Source organism: Desulfoconvexum algidum (genome assembly GCF_055382125.1).
The window spans coordinates 5,899,304-5,919,060 of the sequence record NZ_AP042394.1; the positions used below are offsets into that span (position 1 = coordinate 5,899,304).

Annotated in this window: 15 protein-coding genes and 1 pseudogene; 10 read left to right on the forward strand and 6 right to left on the reverse strand. The window is 47.4% G+C overall.

Features of this window, described 5'->3' with window-relative positions; translation table 11 throughout:
* The first annotated feature begins 197 nt into the window (after positions 1-197).
* From ACZ45G_RS26610 to ACZ45G_RS26620, 3 genes and pseudogenes are all read left to right on the forward strand, one after another.
* The gene (locus ACZ45G_RS26610) at positions 198-1,049 is read left to right on the forward strand and encodes an amino acid ABC transporter substrate-binding protein (protein WP_464173605.1); all 852 of its coding nucleotides are present in this window, start codon (positions 198-200) and stop codon (positions 1,047-1,049) included.
* 205 nt (positions 1,050-1,254) lie between these two features.
* Positions 1,255-1,350 (forward strand): annotated as a pseudogene (locus ACZ45G_RS26615) (S1 RNA-binding domain-containing protein); the annotation flags it as partial.
* 23 nt (positions 1,351-1,373) lie between these two features.
* A complete protein-coding gene (locus ACZ45G_RS26620; RefSeq protein WP_464173606.1) occupies positions 1,374-3,635 on the forward strand; it encodes an adenylate/guanylate cyclase domain-containing protein in 2,262 nt (753 codons plus the stop codon).
* On the opposite strand, the gene ACZ45G_RS26625 is transcribed toward ACZ45G_RS26620, so the two are convergent.
* On the reverse strand, positions 3,589-5,019 hold the full coding sequence (locus ACZ45G_RS26625; protein WP_464173607.1) for a phospholipase D family protein: 1,431 nt from the start codon (positions 5,017-5,019) through the stop codon (positions 3,589-3,591). The genes ACZ45G_RS26620 and ACZ45G_RS26625 overlap by 47 nt on opposite strands.
* Positions 5,020-5,630: 611 nt before the next feature.
* On the opposite strand from ACZ45G_RS26625, the gene ACZ45G_RS26630 reads away from it, so the two are divergent.
* The 6 genes from ACZ45G_RS26630 to ACZ45G_RS26655 all read left to right on the forward strand — a co-directional run bounded on the left by ACZ45G_RS26630 (position 5,631) and on the right by ACZ45G_RS26655 (position 11,760).
* Entirely contained in the window at positions 5,631-5,915 is a 285-nt protein-coding gene (locus ACZ45G_RS26630) for a hypothetical protein (protein ID WP_464173608.1), read from the forward strand.
* A gap of 353 nt (positions 5,916-6,268) precedes the next feature.
* A complete protein-coding gene (cfa, locus tag ACZ45G_RS26635) occupies positions 6,269-7,390 on the forward strand; it encodes a cyclopropane fatty acyl phospholipid synthase (protein ID WP_464173609.1) in 1,122 nt (373 codons plus the stop codon).
* Between the two features lie 12 nt (positions 7,391-7,402).
* Entirely contained in the window at positions 7,403-8,359 is a 957-nt protein-coding gene (locus ACZ45G_RS26640; RefSeq protein WP_464173610.1) for an NAD(P)/FAD-dependent oxidoreductase, read from the forward strand.
* Positions 8,360-8,701: 342 nt separating this feature from the next.
* Entirely contained in the window at positions 8,702-9,811 is a 1,110-nt protein-coding gene (locus ACZ45G_RS26645; protein ID WP_464173611.1) for a TRAP transporter substrate-binding protein, read from the forward strand.
* Positions 9,812-9,880: 69 nt separating this feature from the next.
* On the forward strand, positions 9,881-10,426 hold the full coding sequence (locus ACZ45G_RS26650) for a TRAP transporter small permease subunit (RefSeq protein ID WP_464173612.1): 546 nt from the start codon (positions 9,881-9,883) through the stop codon (positions 10,424-10,426).
* Positions 10,426-11,760, forward strand: a complete 1,335-nt coding sequence (locus ACZ45G_RS26655) for a TRAP transporter large permease (RefSeq protein ID WP_464173613.1) — start codon at positions 10,426-10,428, stop codon at positions 11,758-11,760. Before ACZ45G_RS26650 ends, ACZ45G_RS26655 begins: the two co-directional genes overlap by 1 nt.
* 29 nt (positions 11,761-11,789) lie before the next feature.
* Here the strand turns inward: ACZ45G_RS26655 and ACZ45G_RS26660 are convergent, their stop codons facing one another.
* Both ACZ45G_RS26660 and ACZ45G_RS26665 read right to left on the reverse strand, forming a co-directional pair.
* Positions 11,790-12,440 (reverse strand): L-fuculose-phosphate aldolase, encoded by a 651-nt coding sequence (locus tag ACZ45G_RS26660; protein ID WP_464173614.1) that lies wholly within the window; start codon positions 12,438-12,440, stop codon positions 11,790-11,792.
* Positions 12,441-12,773: 333 nt separating this feature from the next.
* Positions 12,774-13,520, reverse strand: coding sequence for an SDR family NAD(P)-dependent oxidoreductase (locus ACZ45G_RS26665; protein ID WP_464173615.1), 747 nt, complete (start codon positions 13,518-13,520; stop codon positions 12,774-12,776).
* 281 nt (positions 13,521-13,801) lie between these two features.
* Between ACZ45G_RS26665 and ACZ45G_RS26670 the strand changes: the two genes are divergently transcribed.
* Entirely contained in the window at positions 13,802-14,020 is a 219-nt protein-coding gene (locus ACZ45G_RS26670; protein ID WP_464173616.1) for a hypothetical protein, read from the forward strand.
* 123 nt (positions 14,021-14,143) lie between these two features.
* Here ACZ45G_RS26670 and ACZ45G_RS26675 read toward each other — a convergent pair whose 3' ends face one another.
* The 3 genes from ACZ45G_RS26675 to ACZ45G_RS26685 all read right to left on the reverse strand — a co-directional run bounded on the left by ACZ45G_RS26675 (position 14,144) and on the right by ACZ45G_RS26685 (position 19,747).
* The gene (locus tag ACZ45G_RS26675; protein WP_464173617.1) at positions 14,144-16,276 is read right to left on the reverse strand and encodes an acetate--CoA ligase family protein; all 2,133 of its coding nucleotides are present in this window, start codon (positions 16,274-16,276) and stop codon (positions 14,144-14,146) included.
* Between the two features lie 381 nt (positions 16,277-16,657).
* Positions 16,658-17,956, reverse strand: coding sequence for a DUF1329 domain-containing protein (locus tag ACZ45G_RS26680; RefSeq protein ID WP_464173618.1), 1,299 nt, complete (start codon positions 17,954-17,956; stop codon positions 16,658-16,660).
* A 75-nt stretch (positions 17,957-18,031) separates the two neighbouring features.
* Positions 18,032-19,747, reverse strand: a complete 1,716-nt coding sequence (locus ACZ45G_RS26685; protein ID WP_464173619.1) for a DUF1302 family protein — start codon at positions 19,745-19,747, stop codon at positions 18,032-18,034.
* Between the last annotated feature and the right edge of the window lie 10 nt (positions 19,748-19,757).

The window sequence follows — 19,757 nt, forward strand, 5'->3', positions numbered from 1 at the left end:
AGATGGAGTAAATAATACTGATATTCACCAAAATAAATGCGACAAAACCCGCTTCATTTCAGTCATTTACAAAATGATTTATTTATTTATATTCCCTTTACAGTCACTGAAAATATTGCTACGTATCTGTCAAATTCATCACGCTGTTTGAGTTTAGAGCCCCGGAATAACCAACCCCTATTTTGGAGAGACACAACATGAGAGGTATCATCACCGCCATTTTATTTTTTTCATTTTTCATCACATCCCTGTCAGCTCAGGAATTATCCGGAACACTTCAACAGATTAAAACGTCTGGGAAAATAAAAGTGGGGTATCGTCAGTTTTACCCGCCGCTGTCTTTTTTGGATGAGAATGGTATCCCGACCGGTTATTCCATTGATATTTGTAAAGAAATTGTATCAGGGATACAAAAAAAAATAGGGCATACTATACAGATAGACTATATTCCTGTGACGTCTGAAGGAAGATTTCCTGCATTGGTTAACAAAAAGATTGATCTGTTGTGCGGTGCAACGACCAAGACCTTATCCCGCAGTGAAGTTGTTGATTTTACGCAAATTATATTTGTCACCGGGGCTTCTTTTATGACCCAAGCCGGGAATGACATCAGGGGAAATTTTGCCGGGAAAAAGATTGGGGTGATAAAAGAGACAACCACTGAAATCGAGTTAAAAAAGCTGCTTAAAGAGACAAAAATGGACACAACCATTGTCTTTGTAAAATCGACCCTTGAGGGACGAAAGGCCCTGGAAGAGGACAAAATAGATGCCTTTGCCGCAGATCAGATTATCCTGATCGGACTGGCGTTAAATTCGGATGATCCCGGCAAATTTTCGATAATGCCTGCTTTGTTCTCCTATGAACCGCTTGCACTGGCGGTACGGAGAAATGATGCCGCCTTTCGTCTGGTTGCAGATCGCGTCATATCAGGCCTGTGCCGATCAGAACAAATGCTGACACTCTATGATAAATGGTTCAGCGAGTTCTCAAGCACAAGGCCCTCAGCATTTGAAACGCTGGTAGAACTGAACGCACTCTCAGAGTAAGTTCACCCGTCTATCATAATTAAAATATCTGTTGCACCTGATTTTGGTGCAACAGAGTATTTTATTGGGAAACCGCACTATATATAAGCCGATGGGGATCACATTTTTCCCGGCCGGTATAAACAGACGGTGAGGTATTACGGCTGATATTCGAACAAATCCCGGGGGATGAGAAAAAAGGCCGATTTGACATCGAAGCCCCAGCCAGATTGTTCCAGTCCGGCAGCAGGTGCGGGTGTGGGTGCTTGAGGTGGATGTGACCCGAAAACGGATCTCCCTTTCCATGAAGCAGGAGACCTAGCACCAATACAGGAGAGAATAAACATGGTGGCACGCATAAAAAAGAGCATTGTTTTTAAAATGACCCTGTTGGTGCTGGGCAGTACCGTGGTGGTCATGGCCCTGGTCCAGGTCTTTAATTACAATTCCTCCCGCAGGATGATCCTGGAATCGGCGGAAAAAAATGCCAGAACCGAGGCTATTTCGGTTGCCCGGCGAATTGAACAGGAATTCAGGGCTGTTGAAAAAGTGCCCCAGGGCCTGGCAAATTATCTTTATACATGGCCCACATCAGATGAGACTATCTTGCTTTCCCTGCTTCGCACCGGTGTGGCGAAAAATTTTGAAATATTTGGCAGCGGGATATTTTTTGAGCCCGGTGGGTTTTCAAAGAAACGGGATGCCTGGGCACCCTTTTATTACCGGAGGGACAATGATATCCATTATCGTCAGTTGGCCTCGCCGGCGTATGATTATTTTTTAAAAGATTTTTATTATATTCCCCGGGGGATAAACCAGCCCCATTGGAGTGATCCCTATTTTGATACCGGTGGCGGGAATATTCTCATGGTCACCTATGCCGTTCCCCTTTTCCGTCCCGGCGCCGGGAACGGGGCGGATTTCATGGGGGTTGTTACGGCGGATATCTCTTTAAAATGGCTCACCGAACTTGTGGCAACGATTCACGCGGGAAACCTTGGGTTTGGTTTTATTATTTCCGATACCGGTATTTTTGTCTCCCATCCCAATGAAGATCGGATCATGCAAGAATCCATATTTTCCATTGCTGATAAACTCAACCACAAGGAGCTTCGGGCCATTGGCAGGAGAATGGTTCGCAACCAGGAAGGCTTTTTGCCCATCGGGTTGCAATTGGCAGGAGAAGAGGCATTTATAGCCTATGCCAAAATTCCTTCCACGGGGTGGTCCCTTGGGGTGGTGCTGGTCAAAAGCGAATTGTTTGCTCAATTGGACCGTCTTCACCAGAAAACAATTGTGCTGGCCGTGATCGGAATGATTGCACTGCTTGTCATGAGCTTTTTTCTGGCCAGATCCATGGCCCGACCCCTTATTTCCATGGCCGGTGTTACCGATCAGATTGCCAAGGGAGATTTGTCCGTGGACCTGTCCCATATCAACCGGACAGATGAGGTGGGGCAACTTGCTATTTCCCTGGGGGAAATGGTGGAAGGGTTGAAACAAAAGGAGTTTATCCGGGACACCTTTGGGCGCTATTTGACCAAGGAGGTGGTGGCCAATCTGCTCGAATCCGAGGATGGGTTGAAACTTGGGGGAGAAGCCAGGGAAATCACCCTGATGATGTCTGATTTAAGGGGGTTTACTGCCCTGACAGCCCATATGCCGCCGGAAGCTGTGATTTCCTTCTTGAACCGATATCTGGGCCGAATGGTGGATATTCTCATGGCCCACAGAGGGGTGATTGATGAAATCATTGGAGACGGCATCCTGGCGTTTTTCGGTGCGCCGGAACCCATGGAGGATAACGCCTTAAGGGCCGTGGCCTGTGCCCTGGAAATGCAGGCGGCCATGGCTGAAATCAACAAAATGAATGAGATGGACGGGCTTGCCCATCTGGAAATGGGAGTGGCCGTCCATACAGGTACGGTGGTGGTGGGCAATATCGGGTCTGAAAAACGGTCTAAATATGGGGTTGTGGGGTCAGACGTGAACTTTACCGGCCGGATGGAATCCTATACCGTGGGTGGGCAGGTGCTCATCAGTGAGGCCACCCACGAAAAGGTGACCCCCCATGTGATGGTTAAAAAAATCCTGAACCTTCAAATGAAGGGCATCCCCGGCAAGGTGAATCTCTATGATATCCAGGGGATGAAAGGTTACCATAACATTGTTTTGCCCCAGCAAGATGAGATCCCCATTGCCATGGTTCCACCCATGAAGGTTACCATCCGTCGTCTCAGCCAGAAAATTGTGAACACCGAGGGAGTCCGGGCAATGATTACCCACACCTCACGGATATCTGCTGTTATCCTGTTTCCTGAATCCCCTAAACCCATTGACCAGTGGGAGGATATTCGGGTGTATCTGCCCGACTCCATTGAAAAGGCCGATTCAAATTTCTCATGGGATCACAAGAACGGGGGAGAATTTTACGGGAAGGTGGTCCAGGTGACCGGGACGGTATCAGGCCATGAGGCCCTTGTCAGGATTACCTCCTTGTCTCCCCAGGCCTATGGATTATTTTCAGCCCCCAGGTCTGAAGGGGTGGAGAAAAATGCCATCAATAATATTCAGATCCAGGCACCAGCGTCAGGACGCCCTTCTTAAAACGCTCAGCAAAGCTTGTCTGGGGTTCGTTGGACACAATTTCTTCTGCACCGTTATTTTTTGTGATCCACACAACATTGTGGTCCTTAATTATCGGCTGCCAGCTATTCTCGGGTTTCAGGTTCACCTCTATCTGCCCGATGAGTTTTTGGGCCAGAGCCAGGCTATCCACAAACATACCGACTTCGGTGTTCAGATAGGCGGAACGCAGATTCAAATTGCAGGACCCGACATAGACAATTTTTCTATCGAACACTGCCGCCTTCGCGTGCAAGCCGAATAAGCTGTCCCCGTCACAAAATGCTTCTCTGCCGACTGACTCAACGCATGATGAAGCATCCGGCCTCAGTTCATAAAGTTCGATCCCGTTTTCAAGAATAGCTTTTCTGACCATTGCATAACTTGCATGGTTGGGCAACACGTCGTTGGACGCCATCGAGTTGGTGAATACACGCATACTGACCCCTTTTTCACGCAACTGCCCGGCCAGTTCCAGTCCAATATCATCAAGGACAAAATAAGCAGATTCGATGAGAATTTCCTTCTCGCTGTTACCGGCCATCTGCAAGAGATGGGCGGCGACCCGCTTGGGACCTTCAGTATATGCTTTCTCACCATAGCCACCCGGTTGATCATACACAAACATCGCCGGTGCCCAAACGAGTTCATCAACTATCCGGCTGAAATGTGTTTCCAATGAATCCGCCTTACCAGGGAATAGGAAATCTAAAGACGCCACTCTGGTTTTTCCCACAAGTTCGGCCAGCGATTCTCTCTTTGTCTGATCCGGTTCTGCACTCACGATCAGGTCAATAGGGATCGACCACGGACTATCCCAGTACTCCTGGAACTCTCGTGAAACCTCTGCGACAACAGGCCCCACGGTGAACAAATCAAGGTCCCTGAAGTTCAAATTCTCGTTATGATTGAAATATTCGTCTCCGATATTGCGGCCCCCGACAATGGCAGCTATACCATCTACCGTATAGGTTTTATTGTGCATGCGCCGGTTGAGCCGCTTAAAATCAACCGCAAAATTGAACCATCTGGCTATTCCGGATCGCTTGATAAACGGGTTGTTAACACGAACCTCCAAGTTCGGATGGCTGTTTAGTGTCAGAAGCTGCTGATTGCGGTCACCGATATTGAAGTCGTCGAGGAGAATCCGTACCAAAACGCCTCGATCTGCTGCGTCAACAAGTTTCTGGGTCAAAAATCTGCCGCTCTTGTCGCCGTTCCATATGTAATATTGAGCATCTATCGTATGCTCCGCCATATCGGCAAGAGCAACACGCTCGTACAAAGCGCGATCACCGTTTCTTAAAAGGATAAAACCTGAGTATGAAAAATCGGGCCCGGCAACCCTGTCGAAGATTCTGGTCAATTTCGATCCTTCCGGATGGTCCTCTCTTTGAAGTGAGACTTCTCCGGTTTTGACAGGCAGTGAACCGCAACTGCCCAATATAGCCAGTAACAAAGTTATCATTATTAACGTTGTCAATCTTCTCATAACGAATTGTTGATCCTCTCCCAAAGAATTGGAAACAGAGTTAAGCCACTTTTTTTATATTATACCATTCCTGCTCACGTGAACAGGCGTTTTCCAGGCATTGGATGAATGTTTACTTCTTTGGTTATAATAAACTTCAATATATTTAAAGGTAATTCTTTCAGCTTCTTCAAAATTATGAAAACGAATAGGGTAGATCAACTGGGTTTTTGAGAGAGTATGCAGATCAACGATGCACTAGTTCCGGACCAAATCTAAAAAAAGCGGTTGTTTGGTCCCTGCGTAAATTCGACAAATTTCTCAAGCTTATACAAATTGTTACAGATGATCCCGCCAAAAGTTTACATTTCAATAAATCTAACATCAAGGGCTCCATAATATCCATCGTCTAAAAAGGATTGACCCGGATCGCATTCAGTGGTTGAATGTCCTCGGGGGGCGTTGACTTTGTGCGCCCACACAAAACCATCATATTGGAGACTATAATGTCCGAATCTATACCCGAAATACTGGAAAAACAACTCAAACATCACCTCGGCGAGGCAGTTCCCGCTCACGCCGTCCATGACATTCACGCGGCTCTGGATCTATCTGAAATTCTGAAGGCCCGCGGATTTTCCTTTCAGCTTAAAGACCTCTGCCCCAAAAGCCAGTACGAGACCCGGTGGCGTGCTATTTTTCTCAAAGATGGAAAAAAATTTTTTGCCGACGATCCGCAATCATCTGTGGCGGTCTGCACGGCAGCCGTCGACGCACTGACCCACCAATAAAGCAGCCTCTAGTGGGATCACACCCTGATAAAAATATGCACTTAACCAAATTCTAAGAAACAACGCCTATCCTGGGCAGAAGGTCAGCAAATCTTTTTCCTTCCTGTAAAAAACCCTGACACTATTGTCTTTTTTAACACCCCCTTTTAAAGGGTCAAAGGATACAGCCAAACAGCATTTTTACAGGGAGGCATTGCTTATTCAATATTTTGCAAATCCGCTTTTCGGGTAATACACTTTCTTTATTTTTAGGTATGGAAATTGCAAAATTATCTATGAGATAATAGGTTTTAAAAAAATGAGGACATGTAGCTTATTTTTATTCAATTTATGATCAAAGATAGGTGGAGGGTATGAATCAAAAGAAAGAAAAGGAAACCGTTTTAAATTTAATGGAGATGGCAGGGATTACAGTCAACGGGGATAAACCCTATGATATCTGTATCCATAATGACAAATTTTATGAACGGGTGGTGCAGCAAACCGTGCTGGGATTAGGGGAATCCTATATGGACAAGTGGTGGGACTGCAGGGCGCTTGACCGGTTCATTGAAAAGGTGTTGCGTGTGGATCTGTTGAGCAGGGTCAAACAGGACTGGGCAACAACATGGAATCTTCTTAAAGCAAAAATTTTTAATTTACAGAATACCAGGCGTGCTTTTACGATTGGTAAAATTCATTATGATATCGGCAATGAACTTTATTTGAAAATGTTGGACAAACGAATGCAGTATACCTGCGGGTTTTGGGAGGATGCTCAGAGCCTTGACAGGGCACAGGAAGCCAAGCTTGACATGATTTGCAAAAAACTGGACCTGACACCGGGTATGGAGATTCTCGAGCTGGGGTGTGGGTTTGGCGGATTTGCAAAATATGCAGCCCAAAAATATGGTGTCAGTGTAACAGGGTTTACCGTGTCGGAAAAACAGGCCAAATTTGCAAAAGAACTGTGCAAAGGTCTGCCGGTTAACATTCGGCTCGATGATTACAGAAAGGCACCCGGCCTTTATGACCGGATTGTTTCCATCGGGATGATAGAACATGTGGGGTATAAAAATTACCGAACCTATATGAAACTGACAAATCACTTGTTAAAAGATGACGGGATCGCCTTTGTTCATACTATTGGAAGCAATACCAGCTGCAGGATATGTAATCCATGGACCACAAAATATATTTTTCCCAATTCAATGCTGCCTTCCATTGCCCAGATTGGAAAGGCCATGGAAGGGATCTTTGTCATGGAAGACTGGCAAAATTTTGGGGAAGATTATGATAAAACCCTGATGGCCTGGTACAAAAATTTCAAACAGGCATGGCCGGAACTGAAACAAAAATACGGAAATAGGTTTTTCAGGATGTGGGAGTACTATCTTTTAACCGCTGCCGGGGGATTTCGATCCAGACAGATGCAGTTGTGGCAGATCGTCATGACCAAGCCCGGAAAGACCAGGCCGGATTGCCGGATTTCATAAAGCCGTATAAAAATGATACGATCAAAAATAATTGTCATTGGCGGAGGACCAGCAGGGGCTGCATGTGCAAGGGCCTTGAGAAGGTCAGGCCTTGAGACCTTAATTCTCGACAAAAAACCCTTTCCACGCCAAAAAATCTGTGCTGGCTGGGTGACTCCAGGCGTATTCAATACCCTGAATATCCATCCAAAAACATATCCCCATACCCTGAACCGATTTGAGCGAATTCATTTCCATATGTTCGGAATGGAATTTCCCGTCAAAACCTGCCAGTATGCCATCAGAAGATATGAGTTTGATGAGTGGATGATCCTGCGTGCCCATGTCCCGGTTCACACCCATATAGTCAGGCATATCAGGGCACACAAGGAAGAATTCATCATCGATGATACCTATCAATGCAGATACCTGGTGGGTGCCGGCGGCACCCATTGCCCGGTGTATAAAAACTTTTTTAACACCCCCCATAAAAGGCCTGAAACGGCTATGATTTGTGCAGTTGAAAAGGAATATCAATGCGATATACCCGATGATAGATGCCACATCTGGTATTTTGAAAATCGGCTGCCGGGGTATGCCTGGTATCTGCCAAAGGGAAATGGCTGGTTGAATATCGGGATCGGTGGTAAATTATTAAAATTAAAAAACCAAGGCAGGACCATCATGGACCACTGGCATGATTTTGTTAAAAAGCTGATAACCCTTTCCCTTATAAAACAAGCGCCTCACAACCCCAGGGGGCACAATTATTATCTTTTTCATAAAAATCCAGCCTTTCGCAGGGACAATGTGTTTGTCATCGGAGATGCTGCCGGGGTATCCACTCTGGATATGGGAGAAGGTATCCATGCTGCCATTAAAAGCGGGATTATGGCAGCAGATGCCATTGCAAACAACAAACAATTGTGTAATGATTTCACAAAATTCAGCCTGCCCGGTATTTTTATGGCAAAACAGTATAATAGCTGATTTAACTCATTTTTTTTGCCCATAGGTCTTGAATTTTTCAAGCACCGTTTCCATCTCTTCCGCAGCCGCAAAAGTGGAATAGGGCGCTATGGGTAATTTTTCCCCTGCAAAGCCCACCAGGTAATGAACCGCCGGGATTGGCCAGAAAAAAAAACGATGGTTGACTCAATCGTCATTGCATCCTCCCCGGTTAATTTTTTAAATTTTTCATTGACTTGAAAAATTACGATAGCTATAGAATAGTTTAAATATAGCTATCATAGGTCTATATTTAACAAATCACAGGATGCCCGTTTCTATAGTACGGTATAATTCATTTTACCATAAACGAAAGGAGATCCCATGGAAAGAAGACAATTCTTACAAAAAGCTGCAGTCGGTACAGTAGCAGCGGTTGCCTCAAGCGGAATGATGAATGCCCCGGCAGTACATGCCCAAAAGAAAATTAAATGGAAAATGGTCACCACCTGGCCGCCGAATCTTCCCTATTTGCAGGATGCGGCAGAACTGCTTGCCAAAAAGGTAGAGCTCATGACCGGCGGTCTTTTTAAAATCAAAGTTTTCGCAGGCGGTGAGCTGGTACCGCCCTTGCAGACGTTTGATTCGGTCAGCAAGGGCGGCTCTGTCCAGGCCGGGTCAGGCGTTGGGTATTACCAGGCAGGCAAAGCACCTGCCGCCCAATGGTTTGCAGCGGTGCCCTTTGGGCTTAACGGATCCGGCATGGCGGCCTGGTATGAGTTTGGCGGCGGACTCAAGCTTTGGGAAGAGGTCTATGCACCATTTAATGTGATCCCCCGCCCGGGCGGTACCACTGGGCCCCAGATGGCAGGATGGTTTAATAAAAAAATTGAAACAATAGATGATTTTAAAGGCCTTAAAATGAGAATTCCCGGCCTGGGGGGGAAGGTAATGGCGAAACTGGGATCAACCGTTATCCTCTGCCCTGCCAGTGAGATTTTTACCAACCTGGAACGTGGTGTTATTGATGCCACGGAATGGATCGGCCCCCTCCATGACAAATTAATGGGATTTTATAAAATTGCTAAATATTATTATTATCCCGGTTGGCATGAACCCGGTCCGTTTGTAGAGTTTATTTTTAACAAAAAAGAATATGAAGCCCTGCCCCTTGAATACCAGGCAATTTTAGATGCCGCCTGTGCCCAGGTCAGCAGCTGGACAACACAAGGATTTAATGCCGGCAACGGCCAGGCCCTTGACGAATTGATCAACCAGCACAACGTCAAGTTGATGAAATTTCCTGATTCCGTGCTGTCTGAACTAAAATCCCATGCAAAAGATGCCGTTGCCGATATTGCAGCCAAGGACCCCATGGCTAAAAAGGTGAATGAAAGTTTTGAGCGCTTTAAGAAAATTATCGGAGCCTGGGGGGAAGTATCAGAAAAGCCGTATTACAATACCTTGGCCGATACGTATACGTTTAAGTCTTAATTGCAACTCAAGCCATGACGGATCCTTGGCAATGGATTTGTCATGGCTTGAAAGAAAAGGGAGTATGGTATGGGGGTATGGTCGTTTTTTAACAAAATTGCAGACAAAATTGATGCACTCAATGAACGGGTTGGGCGATTGGTTTCCTGGGTTGTAACGCTTCTTGTTGCAGTCGTGTTCATTGATGTTGTCATGCGGTATGCCTTGAATACAAGTTTTGTGTTTGCCCAGGAACTGGAATGGCATCTGTTTGGATTTATTTTTTTGATGGGAGCCGGCTATACCCTTTTATACGATCAGCATGTCCGTGTGGACGTGATTTATCAGCGTCTTTCAACAAAAGCACAGGCATGGGTCAATCTATTCGGCTGCGTTTTTTTCCTTTTCCCGGGAATTATTTTAATTATCTATACCTCTTCGGTTTTTACCTGGGAATCTATGAAATTTCTGGAAGGTTCTCCTAATCCGGGCGGAATTCCTTTTCGATTTATTATAAAAGGATGCATTCCGGTGGGATTTGTATTGTTCTTTTTGCAGGGGATTTCCATGTTTATTCATAACGTGAATATCATCCTGGGGATTCAACCCGATAAAAAGCAGGAGACAGTGAACTGATGGGATCTGAATATCTGGCAGCATGGATGTTTCTTGCATTGACGATTCTTCTCATGGCGGGTTTCCCTGTCACATTTACCCTTATCGGTACGGCCATGATTTTCGGGGGAATCGGATCCGGGTGGGAATTTTTTGAACTCTTACCCCTTCGAATATGGGGGGCGATGAACAATGTTGTCCTGATTGCAGTTCCATTGTTTGTGTTTATGGGGGTGACCCTTGAAAAATCAGGCCTGGCTGAAGAATTGCTGGAAACAATGGGAAAACTGTTTCGGCGCATCAGGGGAGGACTTGCCATCAGTACGGTTGTTGTCGGCGCCCTCCTTGGGGCATCCACCGGCATTGTGGGTGCCACTGTTGTCACCATGGGACTTTTGGCTGTTCCCACCATGCTGCGCCATGGATACCAGCCTGAACTTGCAACAGGGACAGTATGTGCGTCCGGAACCCTGGGGCAGATTATTCCGCCTTCCATCGTACTGGTGCTTTTGGCCACCATCGTGCAGATTCCCGTCGGGGACCTGTTCATGGCCGCCCTACTGCCAGGACTGATGCTCGTAACCCTTTATATCAGCTATATCTTCATTATTTCCCTGATCAAGCCTGAAAACGCCCCTCCCGTCACCATGGAAGATGACGAAGGCCTGGATAGAAAACAATTGTTTAAAAAAATTTTTCGTGCGTTATTCCCCCCGCTTTTTCTCATGATAGCCGTTCTGGGATCGATTTTTGCCGGGATCGCCTCGCCAACCGAGGCGGCGTCTGTCGGATGTGTGGGCGCTGTATTACTGGCAGCATGGAACCGCAGATTCAATCTTGATATCCTCAAGGAGGTTTCTTCTACAACAACCCGGTTGACCTGTATGGTTTTTATTATCCTGGTGGGGGCCAATGCATTTGGACTTACATTTCGCGAACTGGAAGGAGACGAACTGGTCCGAAATTTTTTATTTACCATTGCCGAGACACATGACAAATGGGTGGTATTGGCCATTGTCATGGGCGTTATTTTCCTTGTCGGGTTTGTCCTTGATTTTATTGAGATAATTTTTATTCATGTACCGGTCCTGGTACCGATCCTTGTCAGAGATTTTGGATTTGACCCTCTCTGGATCTGTGTGTTACTAGCTGTAAACCTCCAGACATCCTTTATGACGCCTCCGTTTGGCTTCTCTCTTTTTTACCTGAAAGCCGTGACGCCGCCCGAAATTAAAACCGGGCATATTTATCGGGGAATTATTCCCTTTGTGCTGATTCAGCTGCTGGGACTTTTAATCGTGGTGTTCTGGCCAAAAATCGCCACCTGGCTGCCGACCATAGTTTATGCCCGGTAGATTTATGGCAAAACAGTATACCAGTTGATTCAACTCATTTTCTTTTGCCCGTAGGTCTTGAATTTTTCAAGCACTGTTTCCATCTCTCCCTCCGACAGAATAACCGGTTTGCCGATACTTTGGGTCTGGTAATAAATCCGGGCGACAAATTCGATCTCTTCAGCAGCCGCAAAAGCGGCGTCGATATTCTGGCCGACAGCCACCAGACCATGGTTGGCAAGAAGCAACGCGTTGTACTGCCCGATGTTTTGCGCCACATTCCGGGCCAGCTCCGGGGTTCCGAAAGTGGCATAGGGTGCTATGGGCACTTTTTTCCCTGCAAAGCCCACCAAATAATGAACCGCCGGGATTTCCCATCCCAGGCAGGCGATGGTGGTGGCATAGGGAGAATGGGTGTGCACCACGGCCTGAACATCCTGCCGCTGACGATAAACGGACAGATGAAACCCCAGCTCACTTGATGGCTTGCAGTCTCCCTCCTGAATATTTCCGTCCAGATCGGTGAGGACAACATCTTCAGGCTGTAAGGCAGCATACTCAATGCCGCTGGGGCTGACAGCCACCCGTCCGGATTTTCGGTCAATTATACTCAGATTGCCTCCAGTGCCGGTGGTCAGACCGGATTCAACCATTTTAAGTCCAAAATGTACAACCGCTTTTCTTTCTGTTTCCATCTGCATAAACGCCTCCATCAAGAGATGATGATTCATCCTCATACATCAGTAGGGAAAGAACGGGGTTTTGTCAAGAAAACCATGAAAAAGATGGTTCGGCAAGAGCCTCTTAATTTGAAAAATTATTTTTTTTTATCTCTGCAAGAGGCTCTTATGAATTCAAAATAAAGAATATCGGATTTGCCGAGGAACTGTCCAATATGACGAACATTGACGGCAAGGCTGTTCCCATGGCCCGAATCTGGATGAAAAAACGCAGTGGAGGGGGGCGATCCGCCCCCTTTGTGGTGGATGAAATCAGGTCCTGAACCCATGTTACCCGGCGGATTCTCCGATGATTTACCCGATATAACCGCCGTCCACCCCAAGGACCTGCCCTGTGATATACCCGGCATTATCCGAAGCCAGGAAGACAAAGATGGGTACAATCTCTTCTATTTCAGCAAATCGGCCCAGCTGAATTCTGGATTTATACAGATCGCAAAGTGCCTGGTCTTCCTGGAGTTTTTGGGTCATATCTGTTTTCGTAATTCCCGGGCACACCGCATTGACATTGATCCCGTTTCTGCCCAGTTCCCTGGCTGCAGATTTGGTAAACCCAACCACCCCTGCCTTGGCAGAGGCGTAATTGATTTGTCCTATGGTGCCGAAAATCCCGGCGGTGGAGACCACATTGATGATCCTGCCCCAGCCTTGGGATTTCATAATTCTGGCAGCGGCCTGGGAGGTGTTGAATATGCCCTTGAGATGAACATTTACCACCAGATCCCAGTCATCCTCTTTCATGTTCACCAGCATGGAGGGTTTGGACACCCCGGCATTGTTGATGAGAATATCCACACTTCCCAGGGTATCCCTGGCCGCTTCCACCATGGCTTTGGCCTGGTCATGCTGGCTGATATCAGCACTGACAGCCAGGCCTTTTTGGCCCAGGCTCTCTATTTCTGCCAGGGTCTTATTTGCATTTTCAAGATTCAGGTCATTGACCAGGACATCTGCCCCGGCCTTTGCTAGGGCAATGGCCACAGCCTTTCCAATCCCCTTGCCTGCCCCGGTGACAATGGCCACTTTATTTTCCAGTTTCATTTTTGCTTCCAGCTTAAAAATTTTATAAGAATGAAGGTTTACGCCGTATTGTTTAAGATTGCAAGAATTGAATAGTCCTAAGATAATTCAGAGATATGCTCGGGTTCAGGTTCTGGTGGATCATGATTGCGATCCCAAATATCCAGATGACGTAATATTTCGATGATGTCCAGGTCTTCAATAAAACGGATGCTTTTCATGGTGCCCTGGCATTTTGGACAGAGCAAAAGATCAACTGCATCCACTTTCTGGATCAGGCGTGCCCAGTTCTGCCGGTAAAGGTGTATACCGTATCAAAAAAAACCATCTCTAAAACCAGGGCTTATCCCGGCGTGGTGAACCCTGCCAGGGAGATAAAACTGGCGTTTCAGGTTCCAGCCCCCCTTGTTGTCACCCAGTACCCAGGTTCATCTGCACTTGAGGTGGAGCAGGAGGTCACTGACAGCCTTGAAAAAACCATCCGCAGGGGATACCAGCCCCCCCCATTGGCTCTGCCATAATGGGGGGGGGTGACATTCGGCACTGTTTTGACACTGGTGGCTGTTCCTGTTCTCTATGCCGCTTTTTTTCGCATCCGGACTCTGCAAGTGGATGGGCCCTTTAGCTTGTAACGCTTTTTATTGTCACTTAGAATCAGGAGACGCTATCCCCAAAAAAGAAATATCATATTTTTTCCAGATGCTCAGGGCAATTCGCAACGGCTTTATCATGGGAACGGTGTAGGTGTGGAGCTTTTTTTGGGCCATATAGGTCCTGCATCGATCCACATATTCTGAAAACCCTCTGGGTGAAATAATCAGGGGTTTGGTCATCTCCTGATTCAGCTCCACCAACCGTTCTGGAAGGTACTCAGAAAGAAGGGGCACCTGGAGATAAATGGCCGCAATGATCACATCTGTATTGGGATCCTGGTCCACAATGCGAAGGGATTCCAGAAGCCGGTCGTCGCCGCAGTTCCCGAAAAGATCAATGGGATTGTTGCCCACATTTTTAAGGACCTTGTCTTTGATGGCCAGCTGTTCGGGCTTCAGGTCTTTTTCGATGAGTTGTTGCATCTGTTGTTTGGTTCCCGGTGCAAATTCCGAAAGGGTCATGCCCTCTTCGGTAACCTGGTCAGCCAGAAGAATTCCGGCACCGCCTCCAACGCTGACCACGGCGATACGGCTGCCGTCGGTTCTGGGCTGGCTGGTGAGAATGGAAAGCACATTGACCAGGATTTTAGGATCTTCGGTAAGCTCTTCCACCAGATAAAAACCGGCCTGGGCACAGCAGGCTTTGAATGCCTCATGGCTACCGGCAAGGGATGCCGTGTGGGACAGCGCTGCCTGGGCACCGCCGCCCATCCCCCCCTTGATGATAAGAACCGGTTTCTTTTTGGCCACCTCTTTGCCCACCCCCATGAGCTTGAGACCATCTGCCACCCCTTCCAGGTAAATGGCAATGATTTTAATCCTGGGGTCATCCCCCATATGGGCCAACACCTCAGGAACCCCTGTGGTGGCAGCATTGCCAATGGAAACCCACTTGCCCAGGTTCTGGTTGTCCGCCCCGAACATTTCCAGAAGTTCCAGACCGATCCCCCCGCTCTGGGTGATGACGCCAACGCAATTGGATGGGGTGGGGGGAACAGACCGCTGTACCGGAATATAGTTGGTGTTCAGACCTGAAAAATTATCAATCACCCCCATGCAGTTAGGGCCGATAAAGCCCACCTCGTAAGTATTACTCAATTGCACCAGCCGGTCCTCAAGATCCTGACGTCCCATTTCTGCAAACCCGTCTGAAAAGATAATGGCCCCCTTTCCCCCCAGTTTGCAGAAGGTCTCAAAGATGGTCACGGTCCGTTCAGGACTGACGGCAAAGACACAGACATCAGGGACTTCCGGCAATTCTTCAAGGGAGGAATAACAGGTCAAACCATGGATGGTTTTAAGTTTGGGATGAACCGGATAGAGCCGTTGGATTCCCATGCAGTTTTTAAGGATAACTCCGCCCTGGGTTCCGGGTCTTGAGGCGCCGATCACAGCAACAGACTGGGCATTGAAAATGGCATCCACACTTTTTTTCTTCCAGTCCCTGACAGCTTCAGACAGGGGGGCAACATGCTCAGTATCCCGGATCAGCCGTGCATCCACAACAGCAAATCCCTTTTCATATACAATGACCGGGTTCAGGTCCAGCTCAACAATATCCGGATTTTCTGCCATGAGTTTTGAAATACCCATGGCAAGATCAATCACAGCCTCTCTGTCATAGGTCTGCCCCCTGAAACCCTGGAGCACCTTCCCGGCACGGGTATCCTCAAGCATCCGTTCCACATCACGCCGTGACAAAACACCGATTCCCATGGCTGCATCGGAATAAAGTTCCACAAAAATACCGCCGATTCCCACCATTGTCACCGGGCCGAATCCAGGGTCCTGCTTGGCCCCCACAAGAAGTTCAAATCCCTTGTCTGCCATTTTCTGAATCAGCAGTCCCTCTCCCTCTTCTTTGGAAAATCTGCCCATCATTTTTTCAATGGAATTGCAGGCGGATTCAAGATCCCCGGCAGTTTTAAGATTCAAAAACACAGCACCCTGGTCGGATTTATGAATAATTTTCCGGGATACGGGTTTTACAACAAGGGGATAGCCCAGGTTTGTGGCAGCCCCAAGGGCCTGGGAAACAGAGTAAACCTGCCTGCCCATGGGTTCTATGTGATAGCGGTTTAAGAGCTCTCGGCTTTCTTCAAAGTTCAGCTGATATTGGGTCATGGTCATCCTCTCCATGAAAATATTGTTGATAGCAATTGCCATCAGCCTTTTCTCAATGGACTCAACAGCAATACCCCTTTAAACCTGGTCGCCAGAAAATATAGGCGGCAAAGCCTAAAGGTAAAAAAGCACACAATAATAGAAAGTTTGCTCAAAGACGAGACTTATTTGCGCCGACGACGATTTTTTTTTAATATTATCGGTTAACCCATCTTTTCGAAAAAATTGGAACAAACCTACAATTTGAGCTAAAATTCATGGCCCTATAAAAAAATTTAAGTGAATTGGCAACGCCACGGCATAAACAGCGCAGGTCCTGGCCATCGCATCAACCGCAAAGATTTTGGGCATGATGAAAGACGCAGAACCTGCTCCTATACTTTATTTACAATATTTATTAAACCCTCCCAGGGAAAAATCGTTGAGTTCATTTTTCGCATAAAAGACAAAGGGATACTCCGGGGTCACCTGCTCGATGACAGTGCCATGGTCTGCCCTGTCGTCCACTATCAGGGTGGATCCATTTTCAAACCAGGTCTTTTCAGGATCATCCTTTGCAGCAAAGGCAGCCAGGCCAAGGACCATTGTTTTCCAGTATTCCTTTTTCCGGTCATAATTAATTTTATAGCAGGCCATTCCAGTTTCCTTGTCACACCACATATGGGTAAGCCCATAGTTGTAACTGGGATCCTTTGAAATCATTTCCCCGATCCATACCATGCGTTTAACATATTTAAGTCCGGGCATGGCCCAGGGCGCTCCCGTCCAACCGGATTTCCTAAAGCCAATGTCCAACAGGGGGGAATCTTTTCCCGTAACCCATTCGCCTGCTTCATTTTTATAAACCGGAACAGGCTTGTCATCTATCCAGGGAACCAGGGCTATTTTTTCTTGAATCACCCGGGTTTTCATGGCAGCCATCTGACCCTGGTATCCTCCCTGATCGTCCAGAGTCAGATCAGATCCGGCAAAAGAATCGGACCGACCGGCAGGGCTGCCGCGCCGAACCCTCCGGATGCCGGGCAGGTAATTGTAACACATGTCCTTTTTGCTTCCCCGGTAACGCCACATCATGGATGCCACGCCTTTCATATCATAGGGAGAGGTGATGTTGTTGATGGACATGAACATGATATCATTGGGATTGGGAACCGCTTTTTGCGGTGCGTAACCGTCAAACGAATAATTAAGAAAATTGCCCAGCACCTTTTTTTCCAATCCGGTTTTCCGGCCAATCAGTTCGCCCAGGAAAACAAAACGGATGCTGCCGATTCGGTGAATGTTGTAATACCGGTTGTAGCAGAGCTTATAAAATGCATCTGGATCCATGGGATCCAATTTTTCAGGAAACGGGAGACCCGAAATAAAGCCTGCGGTCTGGGTAGTCCCGGCATCAACGATGGCCCCCTCTTTTATGGCATATTTTCCCTTATTTTGTTCGTTTTCAGCCACAAATCCAGGGACTTTCATGATCTTTGTTGTGTCAAACCCCAGCTGGTCCACTATGGTGATGGTGGTATCTCCTTTTTTTACCCATGCCAGAACCCTGTCAGGAACCAAGCCCTCTATTTTCTGCCAATTCTCGGCTGTAATGACTTCATCGGTCATGGCAAGACCCGGAAACAGGGCAAGGCCCATAATCAGTACCAATATCCATACGTTTTTCTTCAAATGCTTCATAAGTCTATCTCCTTAGGTTTGATAAAGTTTCCTCAAAAATATGTTACAACTCGCCCAGGATTTCAGCGCCCCGGCCTATCGAAGTAAATAGCTGACGGTAAAGGCAATTTCATCCCGATCCCTTGCAGCACCCGTACCGGTCATGGAATTGGCCGTGCCAATGGTGGCTTCAAGCTTGAAACGCCACATTTGTTTTTCCAGTTCACAGGAAGGTTGAATCGCCCAGTTTCCCCTGGGATCGTATTGTATTGATAGCTCTGGTTTCACGGTGCCGCTGCGGTATGTGGTCTGCAGATTCAGCGTCATGGCCTGTTCATACCGCTTGACCGAATCATAGACAAGGGTGTCCGGGTTGGTCAGCGGCAGGCAGAAATCATCGTCATAATCTCGTATATAGGCGCCGAAGTATTGGGCAATGAGGGTAAACCTCACATTGGGATTCAACGCCCGAATCCAGAACATCTTGTCCATGCCCACGGCAAACCGAATCACATCAGAGGTGGGCAGTTGGCCGTCCTCGGACAGGGTTGAAACCAGGTTTTCCTCATCCAGTATCATGTTAAGGTTGTCATCCTCGGTGAAAAACGCCTCGTCATGGAAATAGGCCACTTCACTGCGAAGAACAAAGTCCAGGGGTTCCACCCAATAGTTGATGCTGCCGCCGGTGACCTGGATATCATTGTAAACCATCTCCTGACTGAAACTTTCCGGGAAAATACTCATGCCGCCAATGGCATTGAGCTGGGCTGTCTGGAGGGGGGACAGGCCAGCAGGCGAACCACCGGCAAGGGCTGTGGCTGTGGCACCCACCACAGCAGCGTCTGTGGAGCCTGAAATAACACTGGCATATGCTGCCTGATTGCTTGAATTTACAAATGTTCGTTTGTCATTGCGCTTGAGTACCGGCAGGGCATTGTCCTGGTAACTTTTGTAATGGGCCAGGGTAAAGCCCAGATTGTCACCCAGGATGCCTCCCAGACGAAATCCCCAGCGGGCGTCTTTGAGATCGGAACTGGGCGTATCCCGATACGAGTTAAGGGGGATACCTGAACCGGCCAGCAATTCCGAAGAAGGTTCGTTTTCGGCAAAGGAATAGGGAGAACCAACCGGTGTGGCCGGCCCCACTTTGTCATCGTTATTGCCAAAACAAGGGGAGACGAAACTTTCGATATTGAGGCTGGAAAGAAACCCGTGATTACCCAGGTTGTAGCTCCCGCGCAACATCCACAAAGGAATACGCCGGTCATCCAGCTTAAGAAACGGGGTTGTACCGTCCAGAGGGTTGATCCCGTCCAGCAGACGTTTGGCATCGGTTTCACCCCAGGCCAGATTCTGGCGGCCTATTCTCAAAAATCCCGGCCCCTTTGAAAAATCCATATAACCTTCCCGAAGAGCGACATCCCATTTGTAGTCGTCAATCCCCTCTTTGACAGCAGGACTGGTTTCCCGGGCATCTTGCCAGACCGATGGCCCATAATCAAAGATCCCGTCGTACCAGGCCCTGCCCACAAGGTGGTATTTAATTAAAATTTTTGAATCCCCTATTTCGCCCAGGTCATGGTCCAGCTCCAATTGCAGGGTATTTCGCTGCTGTACCATGTCCCCGGCTTCCGCCTGGGGCCACCGGTTGTTATCCGAATCCTCTATTCTGACGGTATTTCTGGTTTCCAACTTTCCGTTGAGATTCAGGGTTCCGGAATCATTCAGCGCCATGGACCACACATTGGCAGAATAAAATATACACACGCCAAAAGTAAGCCATAACCATTTAATCGTTTTATAAAGTTTCATTTTGTCTCCT

What these genes read in the sequence shown, in the direction of transcription:
- ACZ45G_RS26610 (WP_464173605.1), top strand. Translation starts at nt 198, where the DNA reads ATGAGAGGTATCATCACCGCCATTTTATTTTTTTCATTTTTCATCACA.
- ACZ45G_RS26620 (WP_464173606.1), top strand. Translation starts at nt 1,374, where the DNA reads ATGGTGGCACGCATAAAAAAGAGCATTGTTTTTAAAATGACCCTGTTG.
- ACZ45G_RS26630 (WP_464173608.1), top strand. Translation starts at nt 5,631, where the DNA reads ATGTCCGAATCTATACCCGAAATACTGGAAAAACAACTCAAACATCAC.
- cfa (WP_464173609.1), top strand. Translation starts at nt 6,269, where the DNA reads ATGAATCAAAAGAAAGAAAAGGAAACCGTTTTAAATTTAATGGAGATG.
- ACZ45G_RS26640 (WP_464173610.1), top strand. Translation starts at nt 7,403, where the DNA reads ATGATACGATCAAAAATAATTGTCATTGGCGGAGGACCAGCAGGGGCT.
- ACZ45G_RS26645 (WP_464173611.1), top strand. Translation starts at nt 8,702, where the DNA reads ATGGAAAGAAGACAATTCTTACAAAAAGCTGCAGTCGGTACAGTAGCA.
- ACZ45G_RS26650 (WP_464173612.1), top strand. Translation starts at nt 9,881, where the DNA reads ATGGGGGTATGGTCGTTTTTTAACAAAATTGCAGACAAAATTGATGCA.
- ACZ45G_RS26655 (WP_464173613.1), top strand. Translation starts at nt 10,426, where the DNA reads ATGGGATCTGAATATCTGGCAGCATGGATGTTTCTTGCATTGACGATT.
- ACZ45G_RS26660 (WP_464173614.1), bottom strand. Translation starts at nt 12,440, where the DNA reads ATGCAGATGGAAACAGAAAGAAAAGCGGTTGTACATTTTGGACTTAAA.
- ACZ45G_RS26665 (WP_464173615.1), bottom strand. Translation starts at nt 13,520, where the DNA reads ATGAAACTGGAAAATAAAGTGGCCATTGTCACCGGGGCAGGCAAGGGG.
- ACZ45G_RS26675 (WP_464173617.1), bottom strand. Translation starts at nt 16,276, where the DNA reads ATGACCCAATATCAGCTGAACTTTGAAGAAAGCCGAGAGCTCTTAAAC.
- ACZ45G_RS26680 (WP_464173618.1), bottom strand. Translation starts at nt 17,956, where the DNA reads ATGAAGCATTTGAAGAAAAACGTATGGATATTGGTACTGATTATGGGC.
- ACZ45G_RS26685 (WP_464173619.1), bottom strand. Translation starts at nt 19,747, where the DNA reads ATGAAACTTTATAAAACGATTAAATGGTTATGGCTTACTTTTGGCGTG.